A 17446-nucleotide genomic window follows, 5' to 3' on the forward strand; every position below is an offset into this window, starting at 1 on the left:
CGTTATTTGGTTTCAACTGATTTCGCATCGATCTGCAAACCGGGGCTCATCGTCGACGAGAGATAGATACTCTTCACGTAAGAGCCTTTGGCGGCAGACGGTTTGAGTTTCATGATCATCGAGAGGAACTCGTTGGCATTGTCGACGATCTGCTCCGGCGAAAACGAAACTTTACCGATCGATGTGTGAACAATACCGAACTTGTCGACCTTGAAGTCGATCTTGCCGGCTTTAACTTCGCTTACAGCTTTGGCAACGTCCATCGTCACCGTACCCGTCTTGGGGTTCGGCATCAGGCCGCGGGGACCTAGAATGCGGCCCAGCGCACCCACCTTGCCCATGACGTTCGGCGTGGTGATGATGACATCCACGTCGGTCCAGCCGCCTTTGATCTTCTCGACGTATTCGTCCAGACCGACGTAATCGGCACCGGCGGCCTTGGCCTCCTCCTCCTTTTCAGGAGTGCAGAGCACCAGCACGCGCACCGTCTTACCCGTACCGTGGGGCAGCGTCACGACGCCGCGCACCATCTGATTCGCCTTGCGGGGATCGACGCCCAGACGGACGTCGATGTCGACCGAAGCATCGAATTTCGTAAAGGTAATTTCCTTCAGAAGAGCTGCGGCCTCAGCGAGCTTGTACGCCTTGTTGGGCTCGACCTTCGCGTAGGCATTTTTCTGATTTTTCGTTAACTTGCTCATGCTACGTTACTTTTTAGGAAATTCGCCTTTTACGTTGATGCCCATACTGCGAGCAGTACCGGCGACCATACGCATGGCAGCTTCGACGGTGAAGCAGTTCAGGTCGGGCATCTTGTCCCTGGCGATCGCCTCGATCTGTTCCCACGTGACCTCGCCGACCTTGTCGCGGTTGGGCTGCGCGGAACCGCTCTTGACCTTCGCGGCTTCTTTGAGCTGGATGGCTACGGGCGGCTGTTTAACAACAAAGTCGAACGACTTATCGCTATAAACCGTGATGATGACTGGAAGGACCTTCCCCGCCTTGTCCTGGGTACGTGCATTGAACTGTTTACAGAAGTCCATGATATTGACTCCCTTGGAACCCAACGCAGGACCCACTGGGGGTGAAGGATTGGCAGCACCACCTTTAATCTGCAATTTGATAAATGCAGCGACCTCTTTTGCCATAATTTTCCTTGGTTAATTATTCTTTTTCTACTTGTGTAAAGCTCAACTCCATAGGAGTCTTGCGACCGAAAATCTTCACGGAGACCGTCAGTTTCTTGCGTTCGTTGTCGACTGCCTCGATGGTACCTTGGAAGCTCGAGAAAGGACCGTCCGTAACCTTGACGGTCTCGCCGACAAAGAAGGGAACCTCGTTCTCTTCCTCCATTTCGCTGAGTTCGTCGACCCGGCCCAGAATGCGGCTCACCTCCTGTGGACGTAAGGGAGTCGCAATCATCTTCCGGCTCTCCTCCTTGGTATCGCCCAGGAAGCCCAGCACATTGGGAGTGTTGCGAATGATGATCGGAATTTGCCCTACGAAGGCCGCCTCGATGAGGACGTAGCCCGGATAGGACACTTTTTCTTTCGAAATCTTCTTACCGTTGCGGATAGTATAGACTTTTTCGGTAGGAATCAGTATCTGAGAGATGTAATCTTCGAGGTGGTTGTGGCGAATTTCGGATTCGATGTACTCCTTCACCTTATTCTCCTTACCGCCCACGGCGCGGATCACATACCATTGTTTCTTAATCTCGCTCATAGCCAGTCAGTCGCATTGAAGATTAGTGACCGATATTGCCGAGGAAACTGTATATGCCTTTCATAAGGTTCTCGAACGAAATGTCCATGACCAGCACGACCAAAGCAAAAATCAACGACGCCACCATGACGACGATCGTTGAACTCTGCAATTGTGCGAAGGTAGGCCAAGACACCTTCTCGACGAGCTCCTTGTACGATTCTTTGATGTAGTTAAGCATATTGCGAACTTTTATCTTTTAGCAGGAGCAGAGAGATTCGAACTCCCATCAACGGTTTTGGAGACCGCTATTCTACCCTTGAACTATGCTCCTAAAAAGGGGTGCGGAACCGGAATTCCGCACCTGTTATCGGTCGTATTACTCAAGAATCTTGATAATCTGACCCGCACCTACCGTACGGCCGCCCTCGCGGATAGCGAAACGCAGACCCTCGTTCAGTGCAACCGGGTAGATGAGCGTTACGGTAATGGTAACGTGGTCGCCCGGCATCACCATGTCTACACCCTCCGGCAGAGCGATCTCGCCGGTTACGTCCATCGTACGCAGGTAGAACTGGGGACGGTATTTGTTGTGGAACGGCGTGTGACGGCCACCCTCCTCCTTTTTCAGGATATAGACCTCAGCCTCGAACTTGGTGTGGGGAGTGATCGAACCCGGCTTGGCAACGACCATACCGCGCTTTACCTCCTTCTTGTCGATACCGCGCATGAGCAGACCCACGTTGTCGCCGGCCTCGCCCTCGTCGAGCAGCTTGCGGAACATCTCCACGCCCGTGCAGGTCGAGGTGAGCACCTTCTCCTCCAGACCGATGATCTCGACGGGATCGCCGACCTTGATGACACCGGTCTCGATACGGCCGGTAACCACCGTACCGCGGCCCGTGATCGAGAACACGTCCTCGACAGGCATCAGGAAGGGCTTCTCGTTCTCACGCAGCGGCAGCGGAATGTACTCGTCCACGGCATTCATCAGCTCCATGACCTTCTCCTCCCACTTCGGCTCGCCGTTGAGGGCACCCAGAGCGGAACCGCGGATGATGGGAGCGTTGTCGCCGTCGTACTCGTACTTGTTGAGCAGGTCGCGTACCTCCATCTCGACGAGGTCGAGCATTTCGGGATCGTCGACCATGTCGCACTTGTTCAGGAAAACGACAATCTTCGGCACGTTCACCTGACGGGCGAGCAGCACGTGCTCGTTGGTCTGAGGCATAGGACCGTCCGTAGCGGCAACTACGAGGATGGCACCGTCCATCTGAGCGGCACCCGTAACCATGTTCTTCACATAGTCGGCGTGTCCGGGGCAGTCCACGTGAGCGTAGTGACGGTTAGCGGTCTGATACTCGACGTGCGACGTGTTGATCGTGATACCGCGCTCCTTCTCTTCGGGTGCGTTGTCGATCGAGTCGAACGAGCGAAGCTCCGACAGACCCGCTTTTGCAAGTACGGTGGTAATTGCGGCGGTCAGCGTCGTCTTACCGTGGTCTACGTGTCCGATGGTACCGATGTTCACATGCGGTTTCGAACGGTCAAATTTCTCTTTTGCCATAGTTGTAATGTATTAGAATTCAAAAAATCTCTTAACAGCCGTTTTCTTCGCAGAACAACGGTGCGACGCATGCCGCACGACGGCTACATCACCCGTTTTCTGAATCTTGGAGCGGAAGACGAGGCTCAAACTCGCGACCCTTAGCTTGGAAGGCTAATGCTCTATCAACTGAGCTACTTCCGCAAAAATATACCGTATCAGAGTCCACCCTCCCTCCTCGCGACGAGCGCCCTGAGCCCTGCGTCGCACCGAGGTTTTGCATCCTCCAACCGGCACGCTCTTTTTAAAAGTGGGAAGTGATGGATTCGAACCACCGAAGGCGTAAGCCAGCAGATTTACAGTCTGCCCCATTTGGCCACTCTGGTAACTTCCCCTGTTGGTTTGCGATGTAGAGCCGATGGAGGGATTCGAACCCACGACCTGCTGATTACAAATCAGCTGCTCTGACCGGCTGAGCTACATCGGCATGAACCGTTTTGGATTGCAAAGATAAGAATAATATTCCGAACCGCCAAATATCGGCGCAGGATTTTCCATTCCTATCTGTCTCAAAGAACCTTGCGTCAACCGATTCCGCTTATTCGGCGAAATCGAGTGCAAAGATAGAATAGTTTTGCGAATTAAAAAATAGTCGGGCTCTTTTTTTCAAAAAATAAATGGTTTTTACCACCTCCGGCACCCGAACGGGAAGAATCGCTCCTCTTTCCGCACAGCCGATACGGAAGAGAGGATGGGTTTTAACTTGATCCGGAAGACAGCCCCCATCGCGCCGGAAGATCGCCGGCCGGCCAAAACGGAACGCAACCAAATGATCATGGTTGCGCGCAGCGCATACGATAAATGGAGACATTCTTTTTATAGTTGCGCGGAGCGCACCGCAGCTTCCGCCTTGCGAAAACGCGGGAAGAAGAACGGGCGGCGGATGCGCCGGCGAAAACGCGGGCGCGAGCTTGTCCGCGTAGCGTTTCAGGCGCAAGCCGACGGCCGTTCCCCGACGTTTTCGCCTGGCGGACACTTTTGGCACCACCTTTCGGTGACAAAAGGTGGTAAAACTGCTCCTCTCAAGAAATGCCCAATCGAAGGTCGGGATATTTCTGACATGTTCACAGTCAAATTCTGCTAAAAAGATTCGCTCTTCGGTCAAAACCCGAAGAGCGGCAGCCCGCAGCCGCCCCATGCGGAGGGCTGCATCGTCCCGCCACAGGCGGCCGACGCATCCTCCGCCGGCCGCGGACTGACAAAGAAAAATCGTACTTTGACTGCGCCGTAGATACTCCGCCTCGGCAAAACCGCAAACTCCGTTTGCTTTTGCCCGCGGCTTGTGCACTTTGCGGAAGACGAGCTTCCGCTTAGATAGGCGGCGCCTCGGCAAAGCCGCAAACTTCGTTTGCTTTTGCCCTCGGCTTGCACTATCTTTGTCCGCATGAAAACGATTCCGATCCTGCCCGGCATCGCGCTGCACGAACTCCGGACGGCCGACGCGGCCGACATCTTCGCCGCCATCGACGGCGAACGCGCCTACCTGGGACGCTGGCTGCCCTTCGTGCAGTTCACCCGCAACGAGGAGGATTCGCTGCGCTTCGTCCGCTCCGTACTCGAAGCTTCCTACCGCGAAACGGTCTTCACGATCCGCGACGGGGAGCGTTTCATCGGACTCATCGGTTTCAAGTCGACCGATCCGCTTGCCCGCACCACCGAAATCGGTTACTGGCTCCGCGAGGCGTGGCAGGGGCGCGGCATCGTCACGACGGCCGTCCGGGCGCTTTGCCGCATGGCGCGCGAGGAGCTGGCGATGCGCTGCGTCGCGATCAAATGCGCCACGGGCAACGGGCCGAGCAACCGCATCCCGCAGCGGCTCGGCTTCACGCTCGACCACGTCGAACATCGCGCCGAACTGCTCGAAGACGGCCGTTACACCGATGCGAACGTCTATCTGCTGAATCTCGCGGATCGGAACACGTCCGTTCGGCCGTGATCCGGACGGATCGCACGAAACATAAATATTAAGGTATCGAATGAATCGGGACAATTCTTCGGAACTCTTCCCCGTCGTCGACGAGACGGGACGGGTCGTCGGCTGCGCCACGCGCGGCGAATGCCACGACGGGCGGCGGTTGCTGCATCCGGTCGTACATCTGCACCTGTTCAACAGCCGGGGCGAGCTCTATTTGCAGAAACGCCCGCTGTGGAAAGATATTCAGCCCGGGCGCTGGGACACGGCCGTCGGCGGCCACGTCGACTACGGCGAGACCCCCGACGAAGCGCTGCGCCGCGAAGTACGCGAGGAGCTTGGCGTCACGGAGTTCACGCCCGAACGGCTCACGCAGTACATCTTCGACTCGGTGCGCGAGCGTGAACTGGTCTACGTCAACCGCACCGTCTACGACGGCCCCGTCACGCCGAGCGACGAGACCGACGGCGGACGGTTCTGGACGATCGGAGAGATCCTCCGCACACTGGGCACGGGTCTCTTCACGCCCAATTTCGAGAGCGAATTCCGCCGCGTCTTCCTAACGGACGACGGGATCGCCTAAACAGAAGATCTTCCCCTCGATAAAGGTCACCCACAGCCGGTTGTCGGCATCGACGAAGAAGTCGTTGGCAGCCGACGAGGCGAATTTCTCGGCCCAGAACAGCCGTCCGTCGCCGCTCACCGACGCCACGCAACCCGTGCGGTTGGCCATGTAGGCCACCCCTTCGCGCACTTCGACGGGGCAGGGGTTGTGGTCGTAGCCCCAACCGGCGTCGACCGTCCACAACTCCATGTAACAGTCGGCATCCGTCGCTACGGCCAGCAGTTCGCCGTCCATAGTCTTGGCGTAGACCGCCGAGCCGTCGGCGCTCACTCCGGTCGTCTCGCGCACCTTGCGCCGCTTGACGCGCCAGATCTCGCGGCCCGTCGCCAGGTCGAGCGCCGTCATGCAGCGGTCGGGCGCCACGATGAATACCCGCCCGCCGACGATGCGCGGCACGATGTGGCCCGGCGAGTAGAGCTTCTGCGGGCTGCCGTTGTTCCAGCTCCACAGCCGCTCGCCCGTCGCTTCGTCGAGGCAGTAGAGGTTCGTGTCCCACGCCCCGAAGACCACGCGCCCGCCGGCCACGGCAGGGCGCCCCTGCGGCTGCCCCTCGCCGAAACGGAACTCCCAGGCGATACGGCCCGTGCGCAGCTCGATCTTGGCCATCGACCCGCTGCCCAGCCCCATGTAGAGCCAGCCGTCGGCCACCAGTCCGTCGCCGATCACGGGCGTTTTCGCCGCGATCCGCCACAGACGGCGGCCCGTGGCCGCATCCAGCCCCCACACGGCCCCCGCGGCGTCGCCCGCCACGACCACGCCGCCGGCCGCGAGCGGCGTCGAGTAGACCGCATTGCCGAACTGCCGCCGCCACACCTCGCGGCGGTTCTTCACGTCATAGGCTTTCAACACACCCAGCGACGTACCGTAGAAGATCGTATCGCCCGCCACGGCGACGCCCGTATAGATCGACGCCTCGTCCTCGACCACGAGCGCCGCACCCGTCCGTTCGTAGGTGATCGGCGCAGGCTGCGGATCGCACGGCAGCGCGGTCAACGCCGCCGAATTGCCCTGCGGGATTGCGAACGAGAGCCGCGGCGCCTCGCCCAGCCGCTTCTCGTAGAGGGCGACCGAATCGCCCCACACCCGCACGAGGTTGTAACCCGCCGCAGGCTCCTGCCTGCGGTTCTTCGGGATGAGCGAACGGCCCATCAGCCCGGGAATCGAGTCAAAGTTGCAGAGACGCAGCGTATGGTAATGGCCGCACAGGTCGAAACGCACGTCGTAGCGGCGCAGCAGTTGCGTGACAGCCGTGCGGTTGGTCACGTCGTTCGTCAGCGGATAGTGGCAGAACGTGACGATCCGCTCGCCGGGACGCGCCGCCCGCATCCGCTCTTCGACCCATTGCAGATCCTCGCGCCGAACCGAACCGTCGGCCATCTTCATGTAGGGTCCCGCCGTGAAGCCGACGAAGAGGTAGCCGCCCGCACGGAACGCCAGCCGGCCGTCATTGCCGAACAGACGGCCGAAGGTCGTGCAGGCACTCTCCGACCATGTCGTCTCGTGGTTGCCGGGCACGGCGAACCACGGCTTGCGCAAACGTTTGAGGATGCCGTGCACGCAATGCAGTTCGGCGTCGCTGCCCATGTTGCAGAGATCGCCCGTGACCAGTACGAAATCGACCGCCGAGGCGTTGATCTCGGCCACGGCGGCCCGCAGCAGCGAGTCGGACTCGCCGCGGGGCGTCACGTGCACGTCGGTCAGAAAGGCGAAATTGAGCTCCGCAGCGCGGGGTACGACGTGGCGCGGAGCACGGCGGGCCAGCACGCCGGAACACAACAGCAGGGCCGCAGCGAGCAGCAGCACGATCTTTTGTTTCATATACGGAATCTTTTTCCCGCAAGATAGCCAATTTCCGGCAGACGGTCAACCCTGCGGCACAAAAAACGGACTGTTCCGCAAGGGAACAGTCCGCACCACCTAATTAAAAACTAACCTTTCCGGTAAGCGGGCGCGTAAGTCGCCCACGGACTATGCCGAACGCAGAAAAGGACCGCCGAAGGCGAACCTGTCCCGATCGGGCGAGGGTAAAAAAGGGTACCGAAAAACCGATCCTACCCTTTCGTCAGAGGCCGAAGACCTCTTTGAGTTCCTGCATCTCGGCGTCGCTCATTCCCGTGGGGACGAATCCCATCGAGCGGGCCGATTCGTAGATCTTGGCCGATTTCGACAGCACGTCGATCTGGTCGAACGCCTCGATCAGGTCGGTGCCGATGGCCAGTGCGCCGTGTTTGGTCCACATCACCACGTCGTAGTCGTCCAGCAGGGCGATCGTCCGGTCGGCCAACTCCTGCGAGCCGGGCAGCGTGTAGGGAACGATGCCCAGCCCCTTGGGACAGAAGGCGCGCGTCTCGGGGATCATGCTCCACAACAGCCGCGTGAGCACGTCTTTGCCCAGAAATTCGGGATTGTGCGTCATCGCCACCAGCTCGATGGGATGCGTATGCACCACCGCCCGCTCGGGACGCCCCGCGCCGATCAGATAGTCGTGCACCGAGAGGTGCGCGGGCAGTTCGGAGGTCGGACGCACCGGCTCGTCGGCGACGATCTCGTAGGATGCGCCGTCGGCAGCCACGCGGATCAGCGCGACGTTCGCCAGCGGCTGCGATGCCACGTAACGCATGCGGCGTCCCGTGCCCGTGACCAGAAAACAGCCGCCCGCGATGTGCGGCACCGGTTTGGGAAGGGGGTAAGGCCCGTCCAGCGCGGGCAGTTCGCAAACGGCATCGGCGCAAAGTCCGGTGACGTTGACCGAGATGTTGCCGCCGTTGCGTTCGGCCCAGCCGCGCTCCCAGAGGTAGCCGGCCACCTCGGCCACTACCCCGATCTGGCGGTCGAGCGATTCGTTATCAATCAGTTTCATCGTTTTCTCTATTTTACCAGTTGCGGATATACGGTCGAAAAGATCAGGATCAGCAGACCCGTCACGAGCACCGCCGCCGTACGGCGGTCGACGCCGCGCCACTCGTGCAACAGGATGCCCCACAGATTGCTGAACAGCACGTTGAGCGACATGAGGATGCTCCACGAGAAGGCCAGCATCAGCGGCGCCTCTGCGAAGAAGCTCTTGCCCATGCCCAGCCCGAAGAACTGCGAGTACCACAGCACGCCGGCCAGCGCGCAGAAGAGCACGTTGTTGACCCACACGCCCGCCGGTACCGAGAAGTAGTCGCGGCCCGTGCGGTTTTTCACGTTGCAGAAGATGCAGTAGGCGGCATTGGTCGCGAAACCGCCGAGCGTCACGAGCAGAATCACCGGATTCAGCGCGAAAAGCTCCTTCACGCCGGCTGCGACGGCCGCCGCCTGAATGGCCGCGCCGCTTTCGAGGCCCAGACTGAAACAGGCGCTCATCGCACCGGCCAGCAGCGCCACCAGCAACCCCTTGGTCAGCGCGAAATCCTTCACCGCCGCACGGCGCTCCTCGTCGCTGAGCAGACGCGAACGCAGCGAACCGGCATAGCCGATCACGGCGATGCCCGCCAGCGTGATGCAGACGCCCAGCAACAGCGCCAGCCCCTCGCCGCGGAAGAGATTCTGCCCCGCCAGCAGCGCGGGGAAGAGCGTGCCGAACGCTGCGCAGGTACCCAGTGCGATCGACTGTCCGAGCGCCACGCCCAGATAGCGCATCGACAGGCCGAAGGTCAGTCCCCCGACACCCCACAGCACGCCGTAGAAGACCGACTGCCAGGCGCCGCCCGCCGCCCACAGCGCACCGAGCGTCACCCCTTCGGGCAGCGCCAGACTCGCACCCAGCCACGGGAAGACGATCCATGCGAAGATGCCCTGCACCAGCCAGAAGCTCTCCCACGACCAGTCGCGCACCTTGCGGATCGGCACGTAGGAGCTCGACTGTCCGAAGCTCCCGACGGCGATAATCAACAATCCGATCAGAATTTCCATGTCAATAGGCGATATGGTACAACCGCTCGATCTCCTCGACGGACGTCGGACGGGGATTGCCGCCCGTGCAGACGTCGTTGAACGCAGCCACCGCCAGCGCCGGAATATCCTCCTCGCGCACGCCCAGCTCGTGCAGACGCTGCGGGATGCGGATGCTCAGCGAGAGGGCTTTCACCGCGTCGACGGCAGCGCGCACCCCCTCGTCGACGCTCATGCCGTCGGTCTTCACGCCCATGGCGCGGGCGATATCGAGGTATTTTGCACGCGACGGCGACTCGGCGTTGTACTCCATGACGTAGGGCAGCAACGTGGCGTTGGCCACGCCGTGCGGCGTGTCGTAGAAGGCTCCCAGCGGGTGAGCCATCGAGTGGACGATGCCCAGCCCCACATTCGAAAAGCCCATGCCGGCGATATACTGCGCCTCGGCCATGCCCGCGCGGGCCGTCTCGTCGCTGCCGTCGTCGACGGCGTTTTTCAGGTGTCGCGCGATCAGCTCGATCGCCTTCAATTCGAACATGTCGCTCATCGTCCACGCCCCCGGCGTGAGGTAGCCCTCGACGGCGTGCGTCAGCGCATCCATACCCGTGGCGGCGGTCAGCCCCTTGGGCATCGAGTACATCAGTTCGCAGTCGATCACGGCGCACATCGGGATGTCGTTGGGATCGACGCAGACCATCTTGCGCTTGGCCTCCTCGTCGGTGATGACGTAGTTGATCGTCACCTCGGCCGCCGTACCCGCCGTCGTGGGGACGGCGAAGGTCGGCACGGCGCGGTGCTTGGTCGCCGCCGTCCCTTCGAGCGAGCGCACGTCGGCGAATTCGGGGTTGTTGACGATGATCCCCACGGCTTTGGCCGTGTCGATCGACGAGCCGCCGCCCAGCGCGACCATGAAGTCGGCGCCCGAACGCTTGAAGGCCTCGACGCCCTGCTGCACGTTGCGGATCGTGGGGTTGGCCTTGATCTCGCTGTAAATCTCATAGGGGATGCCCGCATCGGCGAGCACGCGCTCGATCTTTTCGGCCACGCCGAAACGGATCAGATCCTTGTCCGTGACCAGCAGCGCCTTGCGGAAGCCGCGCTTGCGAACCTCCTCGGCGATCACCGAGCGGCAACCCGCACCGTAGTAGGAGGTTTCGTTCAATACGATTCTGTACATGGCTCTATCGTTTGGAGGTTACTTCGGCTTCGTAGCGCTGGACGTCGGCGATGAACTCCTCGCCCACCGGCACGTCGTTTTTCAGGCAGAACATGTCCCACACGGCGTTCCACGGCAGCGACTTCGACTCTTCGAGCAGCGCCAGACGCTCGAAGCCCTGTCCGTCGGCCTCGTACGCACGCAGCTTGGCCAGCGGTTCCAGCAACGCCTGCATCATGCACTTCTGCGTGGCGCGCGAACCGATCACGTAGGCGCCGATGCGGTTGATCGAAGCGTCGAAATAGTCCAGACCGATGTGCACCCTATCGAGCGCGTCGCAGCGCACGATCTCCTTGCACAGCTCCAACGTATCGTCGTTCATGATCGTCACGTGGTCCGAATCCCAGCGCACGGGACGCGAGACGTGGAGCATCACCTCGGGCGTGAAGAGCAGCAGCGACGAGAGTTTGTCGGCCACCAGCTCCGTGGGGTGGAAGTGGCCCGTGTCGAGCGTGACGATCTTGCCGCGGCTGGCGCCGTAGCCGATGTAGAAATCGTTGCTGCCCACCGTATAGCTCTCCAAACCGATGCCGAAGACCTTCGACTCGATGCAGTCCTTCATGTGGTCGTACTTCTGCTCGAAGATCCGGTCGAGCGAGTCGCGCAGCAGTTCGCGGTAGAGCATCCGATTCACCGTCAGGTCTTTCGACCCGTCGTGAACCCACAGGTTCATGATACAGGGATCGCCCTGCGCCTCGCCCATCGCTTCGGCGATGGCGCGGCAGCGCCTGGTGTGCTCGATCCAGAACTCGCGGATCTCGGGATCGGGGTTGGAGAGCGAAAGCGAGCCGCTCTTGGGGTGCGAGAACGACGTGGAGTTGAAGTCGAGCTTCATGCCGTGGGCGCGCGCCCACTCGATCCATCCCGCGAAATGTTTCACCTCCACCTCGTTGCGGTCGACCTTCTCGCCGCCGAACTCGCCGTAGATCTCGTGCAGGTTCAGACGGTGCGTGCCGGGAATGTAACTGGCGGCTTTGAGGATGTCGGCGCGCAGCTCCTCGACGTTGCGTGCCTTGCCCGGATAGTTGCCCGTAGCCTGAATGCCGCCCGTCAGCTCGCCGCCCCGATTCTCGAATCCGGTGACGTCGTCCGCCTGCCAGCAGTGCAGCGACAGGCTGACGCGCTGCAATTTTTCCAGGGCTTCGTCGGTATCGACTCCGACGGCCGCATACCGCTCGCGAGCGATGCGGTAAGCCTCTTCGATCAATTGGGTCTTCATCGTTTCAATGTATTTTTAGTTAAGATTCATTTCGTTCGCGGCAGAAACTCCCTGACCTCCACCGAGCGGCGGATGTAGTCGCGCATCCGGGCGAGCGACCCCACCAGCCCCAGCGCACGCGCCTGCACCATGACGTTGCCAATGGCCGTCGCCTCCGACGGGCCGGCCACGACGGGAATCCCGCAGGCGTCGGCCGTAAGCTGGTTCAGCAAATCGTTCTGCGCGCCGCCGCCGATCACGTGCAACCGCTCGATGGCGAAGGGCGCCACGCCGCGCAAGTTGCCCAGCACCTCGCCGTAGCGGGCGGCCAGGCTCTCGAAGATGCAGCGCACGAGCGCCGCATCGTCCGCCGGCGGGACCTTGCCCCGGCCGCGGCACCAGTCGCGGATCGCCGCCGGCATGTCGGCCGGATGCGCGAAGGCCTCGTCGTCGGGATCGATGCGCGTCCGGCCCGGCTCGGCGGCGGCAGCCATGGCCATGATCTCGGCGTAGGTATAGGTACGCCCCTCCTTCGCCCAGATGCGGCGGCACTCCTCCAACAACCACATGCCGGTGATGTTTTTCAGGAACCGCGTCGTACCGTCCACGCCGCCCTCGTTGGTGAAGTTCATCGCGCACGACTCCTCCGTGATGACCGGAGCGGGCAACTCGATGCCCATGAGCGACCACGTGCCCGACGAGAGATAGGCGAAGCGCTCGTCGGCAGCGGGCACGGCGGCGATGGCCGAAGCGGTATCGTGTCCCGCCACGGCGAAGACCTCCACACGCCCCAGTCCCGTGCGGCGAGCCACCTCGTCGCGCAGCACGCCGACACGCTCGCCGGGCATCACCCGTCGGGCGAACAGCGATGCGTCGACGCCGGCCGCACGCAACAGCTCCCCGTCCAGCTCCCGCGTGCGGGGATTCATCAGCTGCGAGGTGGAGAGGATCGTATATTCGCACACCTGTTCGCCCGTAAGCAGGTACGACAGCGCATCGGGCATGAAGAGCACATGCTCGGCGGCCGCCAGCGCGGGGTTGTGCTCGCGGTTGAGTGCGTAGAGTTGGTAGAGCGAATTGAAATTCATCACCTGAATGCCCGTCTTCGCATAGACGCTTTCGCGAGGCACCGTACGGAAAAACTCTTCCGGCACTCCGTCGGTATAGGGATCGCGGTAGGCGCGCGGAAGCCCCAGCAGATCGCCGTCGGGATCCACGCAGGCGAAATCGACGCCCCACGTATCGATGCCGATCGAGTCGATCCGTTCGCCGCGGCCGCCCGCGACGCTCAATCCCCTCAGAATCTCCTCGTAGAGGGCGTGAATGTCCCAATAGAAGCGGCCGTCGATCTCCCGCATACGGTTCGGGAAACGGTGCAGCTCCTCCATTCGGAGCCGGTCGCCCCCCGCACGGGCCAGAATCACCCGGCCGCTGGTAGCGCCCAGGTCGACACCGATTATATTTTTTTGCATAACGTGAAAAAGCGGTTTGAGGTTAGAGTCTTTATTTGATACAAAAATACCGAAGAAAGTATTATCTTTGTTATAACATTTGACAAATTACTTTTCAAATCTGACACGTTATGGGCTCTTTCCCGCAAAGCATCGTCCACTACCTGCCCGTCACCGACCACGACGAGCGGTGGGGCATCGTCTGCACCACGGCGGGGTACCAGAACGTTCCGCCCGGCAGCCCCTATCCCCTGACGCAGCATCCCGACAGCTACTCGTTCACCCGCTCGCGGGGGCGCGTGCTCGGCGAATACCAACTGCTCTACATCGTCTCGGGACAGGGCGAATTCCGCTCGGCCTCCTCGCCCGCCGCGCCCGTGAAAGCCGGCACGGTGGTGATGCTCTTCCCCGACGAATGGCACACCTACGCACCCGACCCCGAAACGGGCTGGGAGGAGTGGTGGGTGGGATTCCGCGGCGAAAACATCGACCGCCGCGTGGCGGAAGGCTTCTTTTCGCCGAAGACGCCGCTGCTGCATATCGGCCACAGCGCCGGCATCGTGAGCTGTTATCAGGAGATCATCCGCTCGGCCGAGGAGGAGCGCAAAGGCTTCCAGCAGCTCGTCACGGGCATCGTGCTTCACCTGCTGGGTTCGGTGCTCTTCAAACGCGACAACCTGCAATACCTCGACAACCCGATCGTCGAGAAGATCAACCGCGCCCGCGAAATGATGCGCCGCCACATCGGCGACAACCTCCCGCCCGAAGAGATCGCGCGGCGGCTCAACATCGGCTACACGTGGTTCCGCCGTACGTTCCGCGCCTACGTGGGCATCGCCCCGGCGCAATACCAGTTGCAACTGCGCCACAACAAGGCCCGGGAGCTGCTCACCACGACCGACCGCACCGTTTCGGAGATCGCCGCCGAGCTGGGATTCGAGAACGTCAGCCAGTTTTCGGCCTTCTTCCGGCAGCGCGAAAAGATCACCGCCACGCAGTACCGCAGCAAATACGGATTCTGACCGCAGCAGGCGACCGCTTTTCGGCAAGCGCATCTCAGCACCTTCCGTCGAAAAGGGGTACCGAAGACCGCGAGGCGAAAATGCGCGGGAATTCGCCGCGCACCTCGCAGAACGATCACGAAAGACTGCGCCGTTGCGGCGCAAAGGATTGCGCAGCTTCGACTACGGCGGCTCGGAAAAGTCCGCGAACGGCCTCTGCGCTCGCCTGCTGAACGTCGTTTTGCGCCCGCTCAGTGAGAACCGCTGTCCGATCCCGACGGAGGTGCCCTGCGGACACTTTTGGCACCGCCTTTCGGTGACAAAAGGCGGTAAATGCGATCGGCTGCAATCGAAGAGCGGCCGCGGACTGACAAAGGAAAATCGTACTTTGGCTGCGCCGTAGATACTCCGTCTCGGCAAAAAGCAAATAAAATTTGCTTTTGCCCTCGGCTTAATCGTATCTTTGCCGCATGAAAAGCATCAAAGAACTCTATCGTATCGGCACCGGCCCTTCGAGCAGCCACACCATGGCGCCCCGCCGCGCCGCCGAACAGTTCCTCGCACGCCATCCCGAAGCGGCGGCGTTCCGCGTGACGCTCTACGGAAGCCTCGCCGCGACGGGCCGCGGCCACATGACCGACCGTGCCATTATCGACACGCTGCTGCCGACCGCCCCCGTCGACATCGTGTGGCAGGCACGCGAGTTCCTTCCCTTCCATCCCAACGGAATGCGTTTCCAGGCGCTCGACACCGCCGGCACCCCCACCGACACATGGACGGTTTACAGCATCGGCGGCGGCGAGCTGGCCGAAGAGGGCGTACCGCCGCGGCAGGCGGAGGAGATTTACGAAATGAACACGCTCGACGAAATCCTCGCCTGGTGCCGCCGCACGGGCCGCACCTATTGGGAATATGTCGAGGAGTGCGAGTCGGACGACATCTGGGACTACCTGGCCGAAATCTGGCAGGCGATGCGCGAAAGCGTCGAGCGGGGGCTTGACCACGAAGGCGTCCTGCCCGGTCCGCTGCACCTCACGCGCCGCGCCGCGACCTACCACGTGCGCGCTTCGGGCTACAAGCAGAGCCTTCAATCGCGCGGTCTGGTCTTCGCCTACGCATTGGCCGTAGCCGAAGAGAACGCTTCGGGCGGACGGATCGTAACGGCCCCGACCTGCGGGTCGAGCGGTGTGGTGCCGGCCGTGTTGTACCATCTTCAAAAGAGCCGCGGTTTCTCCGACGCACGCATCTACCGCGCGTTGGCCACGGCCGGCCTGTTCGGCAACGTCGTCAAACACAACGCCTCGATCTCGGGCGCCGAGGTGGGTTGCCAGGGCGAGGTGGGCGTCGCCTGCGCCATGGCGGCCGCCGCAGCCAACCAGCTTTTCGGAGGCAGCCCCTCGCAGATCGAGTATGCCGCCGAAATGGGGCTCGAACACCATCTGGGCATGACCTGCGATCCCGTATGCGGACTGGTGCAGATCCCCTGCATCGAACGCAACGCCTACGCTGCGGCCCGCGCGCTCGACGCCAACCTCTATTCGGCCTTCACCGACGGCGGACACCGCGTCTCGTTCGACCGCGTGGTCGAGGTGATGAAACAGACGGGGCACGACCTTCCCTCGATCTACAAGGAGACGGGCGAGGGCGGACTGGCACGGGAGTACGATCCCGACAAGTAACAATGCGGGGCGGAACTCTCGACAGAGTTCCGCCCTGCTGCCTTGTCCGAAAAAATCAATCCTTTCCGGGGAAATACTTCATGTACTGCACGCGCTGGAAAAACTCCGAGTCGCTCTTGCCGAAACCGAGCCGGCCCTTGAATTCGTCGAGCGCCGTGATGCCGTGACGCGCCGCCCAGGCGTCGATCCACTCATTCATGCGCGCGATCACATCGAAACCTTCGCGGTGGATCGCCGTGCAGACCTCGACGGCCGCAGCACCGCAAAGAAGCGCCTTGACCGCCGCCTCGCCGTCGTGCACGCCCGTCGAAACGGCGAAATCCATACGCGGCAGCGCACCGACGCAGATCGCCGTCGTGCGCAATACGTTGCGCAACTCCGACGCTTCGCTGTAAGGCGACCCTTCGACGAAGGTCATCCGCTCGACATCCACGTCCGGTTCGAAGAAACGGTTGAACAGCACCGCACCCTTCACCCCGACGCTCTCCAACGCGGCAGCCATCGCCACGACGTTCGTGAAACGCATCGCGAGTTTGACCGAAACGGGAATCTTCACCTCGGCGCAGACACGCTGGGCGATCGTCACATAGAGCCGTTCGAGCTCCTGCGACGAACGTGCGGCGTCGACGGGCTGGATGAAGATGTTCAGTTCGAGCGCCGAGGCTCCGGCCCGAGCCATCGCGGCGGCGTATTCGATCCACTCTTCGCCCGCGGCCACGCAGTTGATGCTGGCGATGACGGGAATCCGCGTCGCACGCCGCGCATCGGCGATCAGTTGCAGAAATCCCGCTTTGTAATCCTCGCCCAGATAACGTTGCAGATAGTCGCCCGCATCGCCGTAGGGCGAATCGGAATATTGTTCGAGCGAAGCGGCGTGGTGCAGGATCTGCTCCTCGAAGATCGATTTCAGAACCACCGCGCCCGCTCCGGCGGCGGCGCACTTCTCGATATTGGCGAGCGTCGCCGTATAGGGCGAACTGCTCACGACGATCGGGCTGTCGAGTTCCAGTCCGAGATAGGTAGCTTTCATGGGCTTATGCTGTTGCTGTTTGATTTCGACCCTCCAAAGGTAGCGATTCGCCCCCGCATTTCCAAATACCACCTCTAAAAACCGCGGCAGCCAGCCGATGTTCCGTATCGACATGTTCAGCAGGCACGCTCCTGAGTCGGTCCGACTG

Annotated in this window: 17 protein-coding genes and 4 tRNA genes; 4 read left to right on the forward strand and 17 right to left on the reverse strand. The window is 61.4% G+C overall.

The window, feature by feature from the left end; genetic code table 11:
- Positions 1–2: 2 nt before the first annotated feature.
- The 10 genes from rplA to FMF02_RS03580 form a co-directional block, all read right to left on the reverse strand.
- Complete coding sequence (rplA, locus tag FMF02_RS03535; protein ID WP_019131487.1) at positions 3–701, reverse strand: 50S ribosomal protein L1; 699 nt, start codon at positions 699–701, stop codon at positions 3–5.
- Between the two features lie 6 nt (positions 702–707).
- Positions 708–1148 (reverse strand): 50S ribosomal protein L11, encoded by a 441-nt coding sequence (gene rplK, locus FMF02_RS03540; protein WP_019131488.1) that lies wholly within the window; start codon positions 1146–1148, stop codon positions 708–710.
- Between the two features lie 16 nt (positions 1149–1164).
- Positions 1165–1725 carry a transcription termination/antitermination protein NusG gene (nusG, locus tag FMF02_RS03545; RefSeq protein ID WP_026075119.1) on the reverse strand — a complete coding sequence of 187 codons (561 nt, stop codon included), beginning with the start codon at positions 1723–1725 and terminating at the stop codon, positions 1165–1167.
- Between the two features lie 22 nt (positions 1726–1747).
- The gene (gene secE, locus FMF02_RS03550; protein WP_019131490.1) at positions 1748–1945 is read right to left on the reverse strand and encodes a preprotein translocase subunit SecE; all 198 of its coding nucleotides are present in this window, start codon (positions 1943–1945) and stop codon (positions 1748–1750) included.
- Between the two features lie 22 nt (positions 1946–1967).
- Positions 1968–2038 (reverse strand) — tRNA-Trp (locus FMF02_RS03555).
- Between the two features lie 45 nt (positions 2039–2083).
- Positions 2084–3271, reverse strand: coding sequence for an elongation factor Tu (gene tuf, locus FMF02_RS03560; RefSeq protein ID WP_019131491.1), 1188 nt, complete (start codon positions 3269–3271; stop codon positions 2084–2086).
- A gap of 107 nt (positions 3272–3378) precedes the next feature.
- Positions 3379–3454: transfer RNA gene (locus FMF02_RS03565), tRNA-Gly, on the reverse strand.
- A 107-nt stretch (positions 3455–3561) separates the two neighbouring features.
- Positions 3562–3644: transfer RNA gene (locus FMF02_RS03570), tRNA-Tyr, on the reverse strand.
- 19 nt (positions 3645–3663) lie between these two features.
- Positions 3664–3737 (reverse strand) — tRNA-Thr (locus FMF02_RS03575).
- A gap of 111 nt (positions 3738–3848) precedes the next feature.
- Positions 3849–4643: a hypothetical protein gene (locus FMF02_RS03580; RefSeq protein WP_141412233.1), complete on the reverse strand. Its 795-nt coding sequence runs from the start codon at positions 4641–4643 to the stop codon at positions 3849–3851.
- Positions 4644–4694: 51 nt separating this feature from the next.
- On the opposite strand from FMF02_RS03580, the gene FMF02_RS03585 reads away from it, so the two are divergent.
- Positions 4695–5246: a GNAT family N-acetyltransferase gene (locus FMF02_RS03585; protein WP_141412234.1), complete on the forward strand. Its 552-nt coding sequence runs from the start codon at positions 4695–4697 to the stop codon at positions 5244–5246.
- A gap of 40 nt (positions 5247–5286) precedes the next feature.
- Entirely contained in the window at positions 5287–5805 is a 519-nt protein-coding gene (locus FMF02_RS03590; RefSeq protein WP_141412235.1) for an NUDIX hydrolase, read from the forward strand.
- On the opposite strand, the gene FMF02_RS03595 is transcribed toward FMF02_RS03590, so the two are convergent.
- From FMF02_RS03595 to FMF02_RS03620, 6 genes are all read right to left on the reverse strand, one after another.
- Complete coding sequence (locus tag FMF02_RS03595) at positions 5782–7665, reverse strand: outer membrane protein assembly factor BamB family protein (protein WP_141412236.1); 1884 nt, start codon at positions 7663–7665, stop codon at positions 5782–5784. The two genes, FMF02_RS03590 and FMF02_RS03595, sit on opposite strands and share 24 nt — an antisense overlap.
- Positions 7666–7909: 244 nt before the next feature.
- Entirely contained in the window at positions 7910–8707 is a 798-nt protein-coding gene (rhaD, locus tag FMF02_RS03600) for a rhamnulose-1-phosphate aldolase (protein WP_141412237.1), read from the reverse strand.
- Positions 8708–8715: 8 nt separating this feature from the next.
- Entirely contained in the window at positions 8716–9744 is a 1029-nt protein-coding gene (rhaT, locus tag FMF02_RS03605; RefSeq protein ID WP_019131496.1) for an L-rhamnose/proton symporter RhaT, read from the reverse strand.
- A 1-nt stretch (position 9745) separates the two neighbouring features.
- Entirely contained in the window at positions 9746–10900 is a 1155-nt protein-coding gene (gene fucO / locus FMF02_RS03610) for a lactaldehyde reductase (RefSeq protein WP_141412238.1), read from the reverse strand.
- A 4-nt stretch (positions 10901–10904) separates the two neighbouring features.
- On the reverse strand, positions 10905–12158 hold the full coding sequence (locus tag FMF02_RS03615; RefSeq protein ID WP_141412239.1) for an L-rhamnose isomerase: 1254 nt from the start codon (positions 12156–12158) through the stop codon (positions 10905–10907).
- Positions 12159–12184: 26 nt separating this feature from the next.
- On the reverse strand, positions 12185–13609 hold the full coding sequence (locus FMF02_RS03620) for a rhamnulokinase (RefSeq protein ID WP_141412240.1): 1425 nt from the start codon (positions 13607–13609) through the stop codon (positions 12185–12187).
- Positions 13610–13719: 110 nt separating this feature from the next.
- On the opposite strand from FMF02_RS03620, the gene FMF02_RS03625 reads away from it, so the two are divergent.
- A complete protein-coding gene (locus FMF02_RS03625; RefSeq protein WP_019131500.1) occupies positions 13720–14610 on the forward strand; it encodes an AraC family transcriptional regulator in 891 nt (296 codons plus the stop codon).
- Positions 14611–15059: 449 nt separating this feature from the next.
- The gene (locus FMF02_RS03630; protein ID WP_141412241.1) at positions 15060–16268 is read left to right on the forward strand and encodes an L-serine ammonia-lyase; all 1209 of its coding nucleotides are present in this window, start codon (positions 15060–15062) and stop codon (positions 16266–16268) included.
- Positions 16269–16323: 55 nt separating this feature from the next.
- On the opposite strand, the gene FMF02_RS03635 is transcribed toward FMF02_RS03630, so the two are convergent.
- Complete coding sequence (locus tag FMF02_RS03635; RefSeq protein ID WP_141412242.1) at positions 16324–17298, reverse strand: dihydroorotate dehydrogenase-like protein; 975 nt, start codon at positions 17296–17298, stop codon at positions 16324–16326.
- Positions 17299–17446: the final 148 nt, after the last annotated feature.

It is taken from the genome of Alistipes communis (assembly GCF_006542665.1).
Classification (GTDB): Bacteria; Bacteroidota; Bacteroidia; order Bacteroidales; family Rikenellaceae; genus Alistipes; species Alistipes communis.

Bases quoted from the DNA above. Each gene is read 5' to 3' on its own strand.
- tuf (WP_019131491.1), bottom strand. From the start codon at position 3,271: ATGGCAAAAGAGAAATTTGACCGTTCGAAACCGCATGTGAACATCGGT.
- FMF02_RS03615 (WP_141412239.1), bottom strand. From the start codon at position 12,158: ATGAAGACCCAATTGATCGAAGAGGCTTACCGCATCGCTCGCGAGCGG.
- rplA (WP_019131487.1), bottom strand. From the start codon at position 701: ATGAGCAAGTTAACGAAAAATCAGAAAAATGCCTACGCGAAGGTCGAG.
- FMF02_RS03620 (WP_141412240.1), bottom strand. From the start codon at position 13,609: ATGCAAAAAAATATAATCGGTGTCGACCTGGGCGCTACCAGCGGCCGG.
- secE (WP_019131490.1), bottom strand. From the start codon at position 1,945: ATGCTTAACTACATCAAAGAATCGTACAAGGAGCTCGTCGAGAAGGTG.
- nusG (WP_026075119.1), bottom strand. From the start codon at position 1,725: ATGAGCGAGATTAAGAAACAATGGTATGTGATCCGCGCCGTGGGCGGT.
- rhaT (WP_019131496.1), bottom strand. From the start codon at position 9,744: ATGGAAATTCTGATCGGATTGTTGATTATCGCCGTCGGGAGCTTCGGA.
- FMF02_RS03630 (WP_141412241.1), top strand. From the start codon at position 15,060: ATGAAAAGCATCAAAGAACTCTATCGTATCGGCACCGGCCCTTCGAGC.
- FMF02_RS03590 (WP_141412235.1), top strand. From the start codon at position 5,287: ATGAATCGGGACAATTCTTCGGAACTCTTCCCCGTCGTCGACGAGACG.
- FMF02_RS03585 (WP_141412234.1), top strand. From the start codon at position 4,695: ATGAAAACGATTCCGATCCTGCCCGGCATCGCGCTGCACGAACTCCGG.
- FMF02_RS03595 (WP_141412236.1), bottom strand. From the start codon at position 7,665: ATGAAACAAAAGATCGTGCTGCTGCTCGCTGCGGCCCTGCTGTTGTGT.
- FMF02_RS03635 (WP_141412242.1), bottom strand. From the start codon at position 17,298: ATGAAAGCTACCTATCTCGGACTGGAACTCGACAGCCCGATCGTCGTG.
- rplK (WP_019131488.1), bottom strand. From the start codon at position 1,148: ATGGCAAAAGAGGTCGCTGCATTTATCAAATTGCAGATTAAAGGTGGT.
- FMF02_RS03625 (WP_019131500.1), top strand. From the start codon at position 13,720: ATGGGCTCTTTCCCGCAAAGCATCGTCCACTACCTGCCCGTCACCGAC.
- fucO (WP_141412238.1), bottom strand. From the start codon at position 10,900: ATGTACAGAATCGTATTGAACGAAACCTCCTACTACGGTGCGGGTTGC.
- rhaD (WP_141412237.1), bottom strand. From the start codon at position 8,707: ATGAAACTGATTGATAACGAATCGCTCGACCGCCAGATCGGGGTAGTG.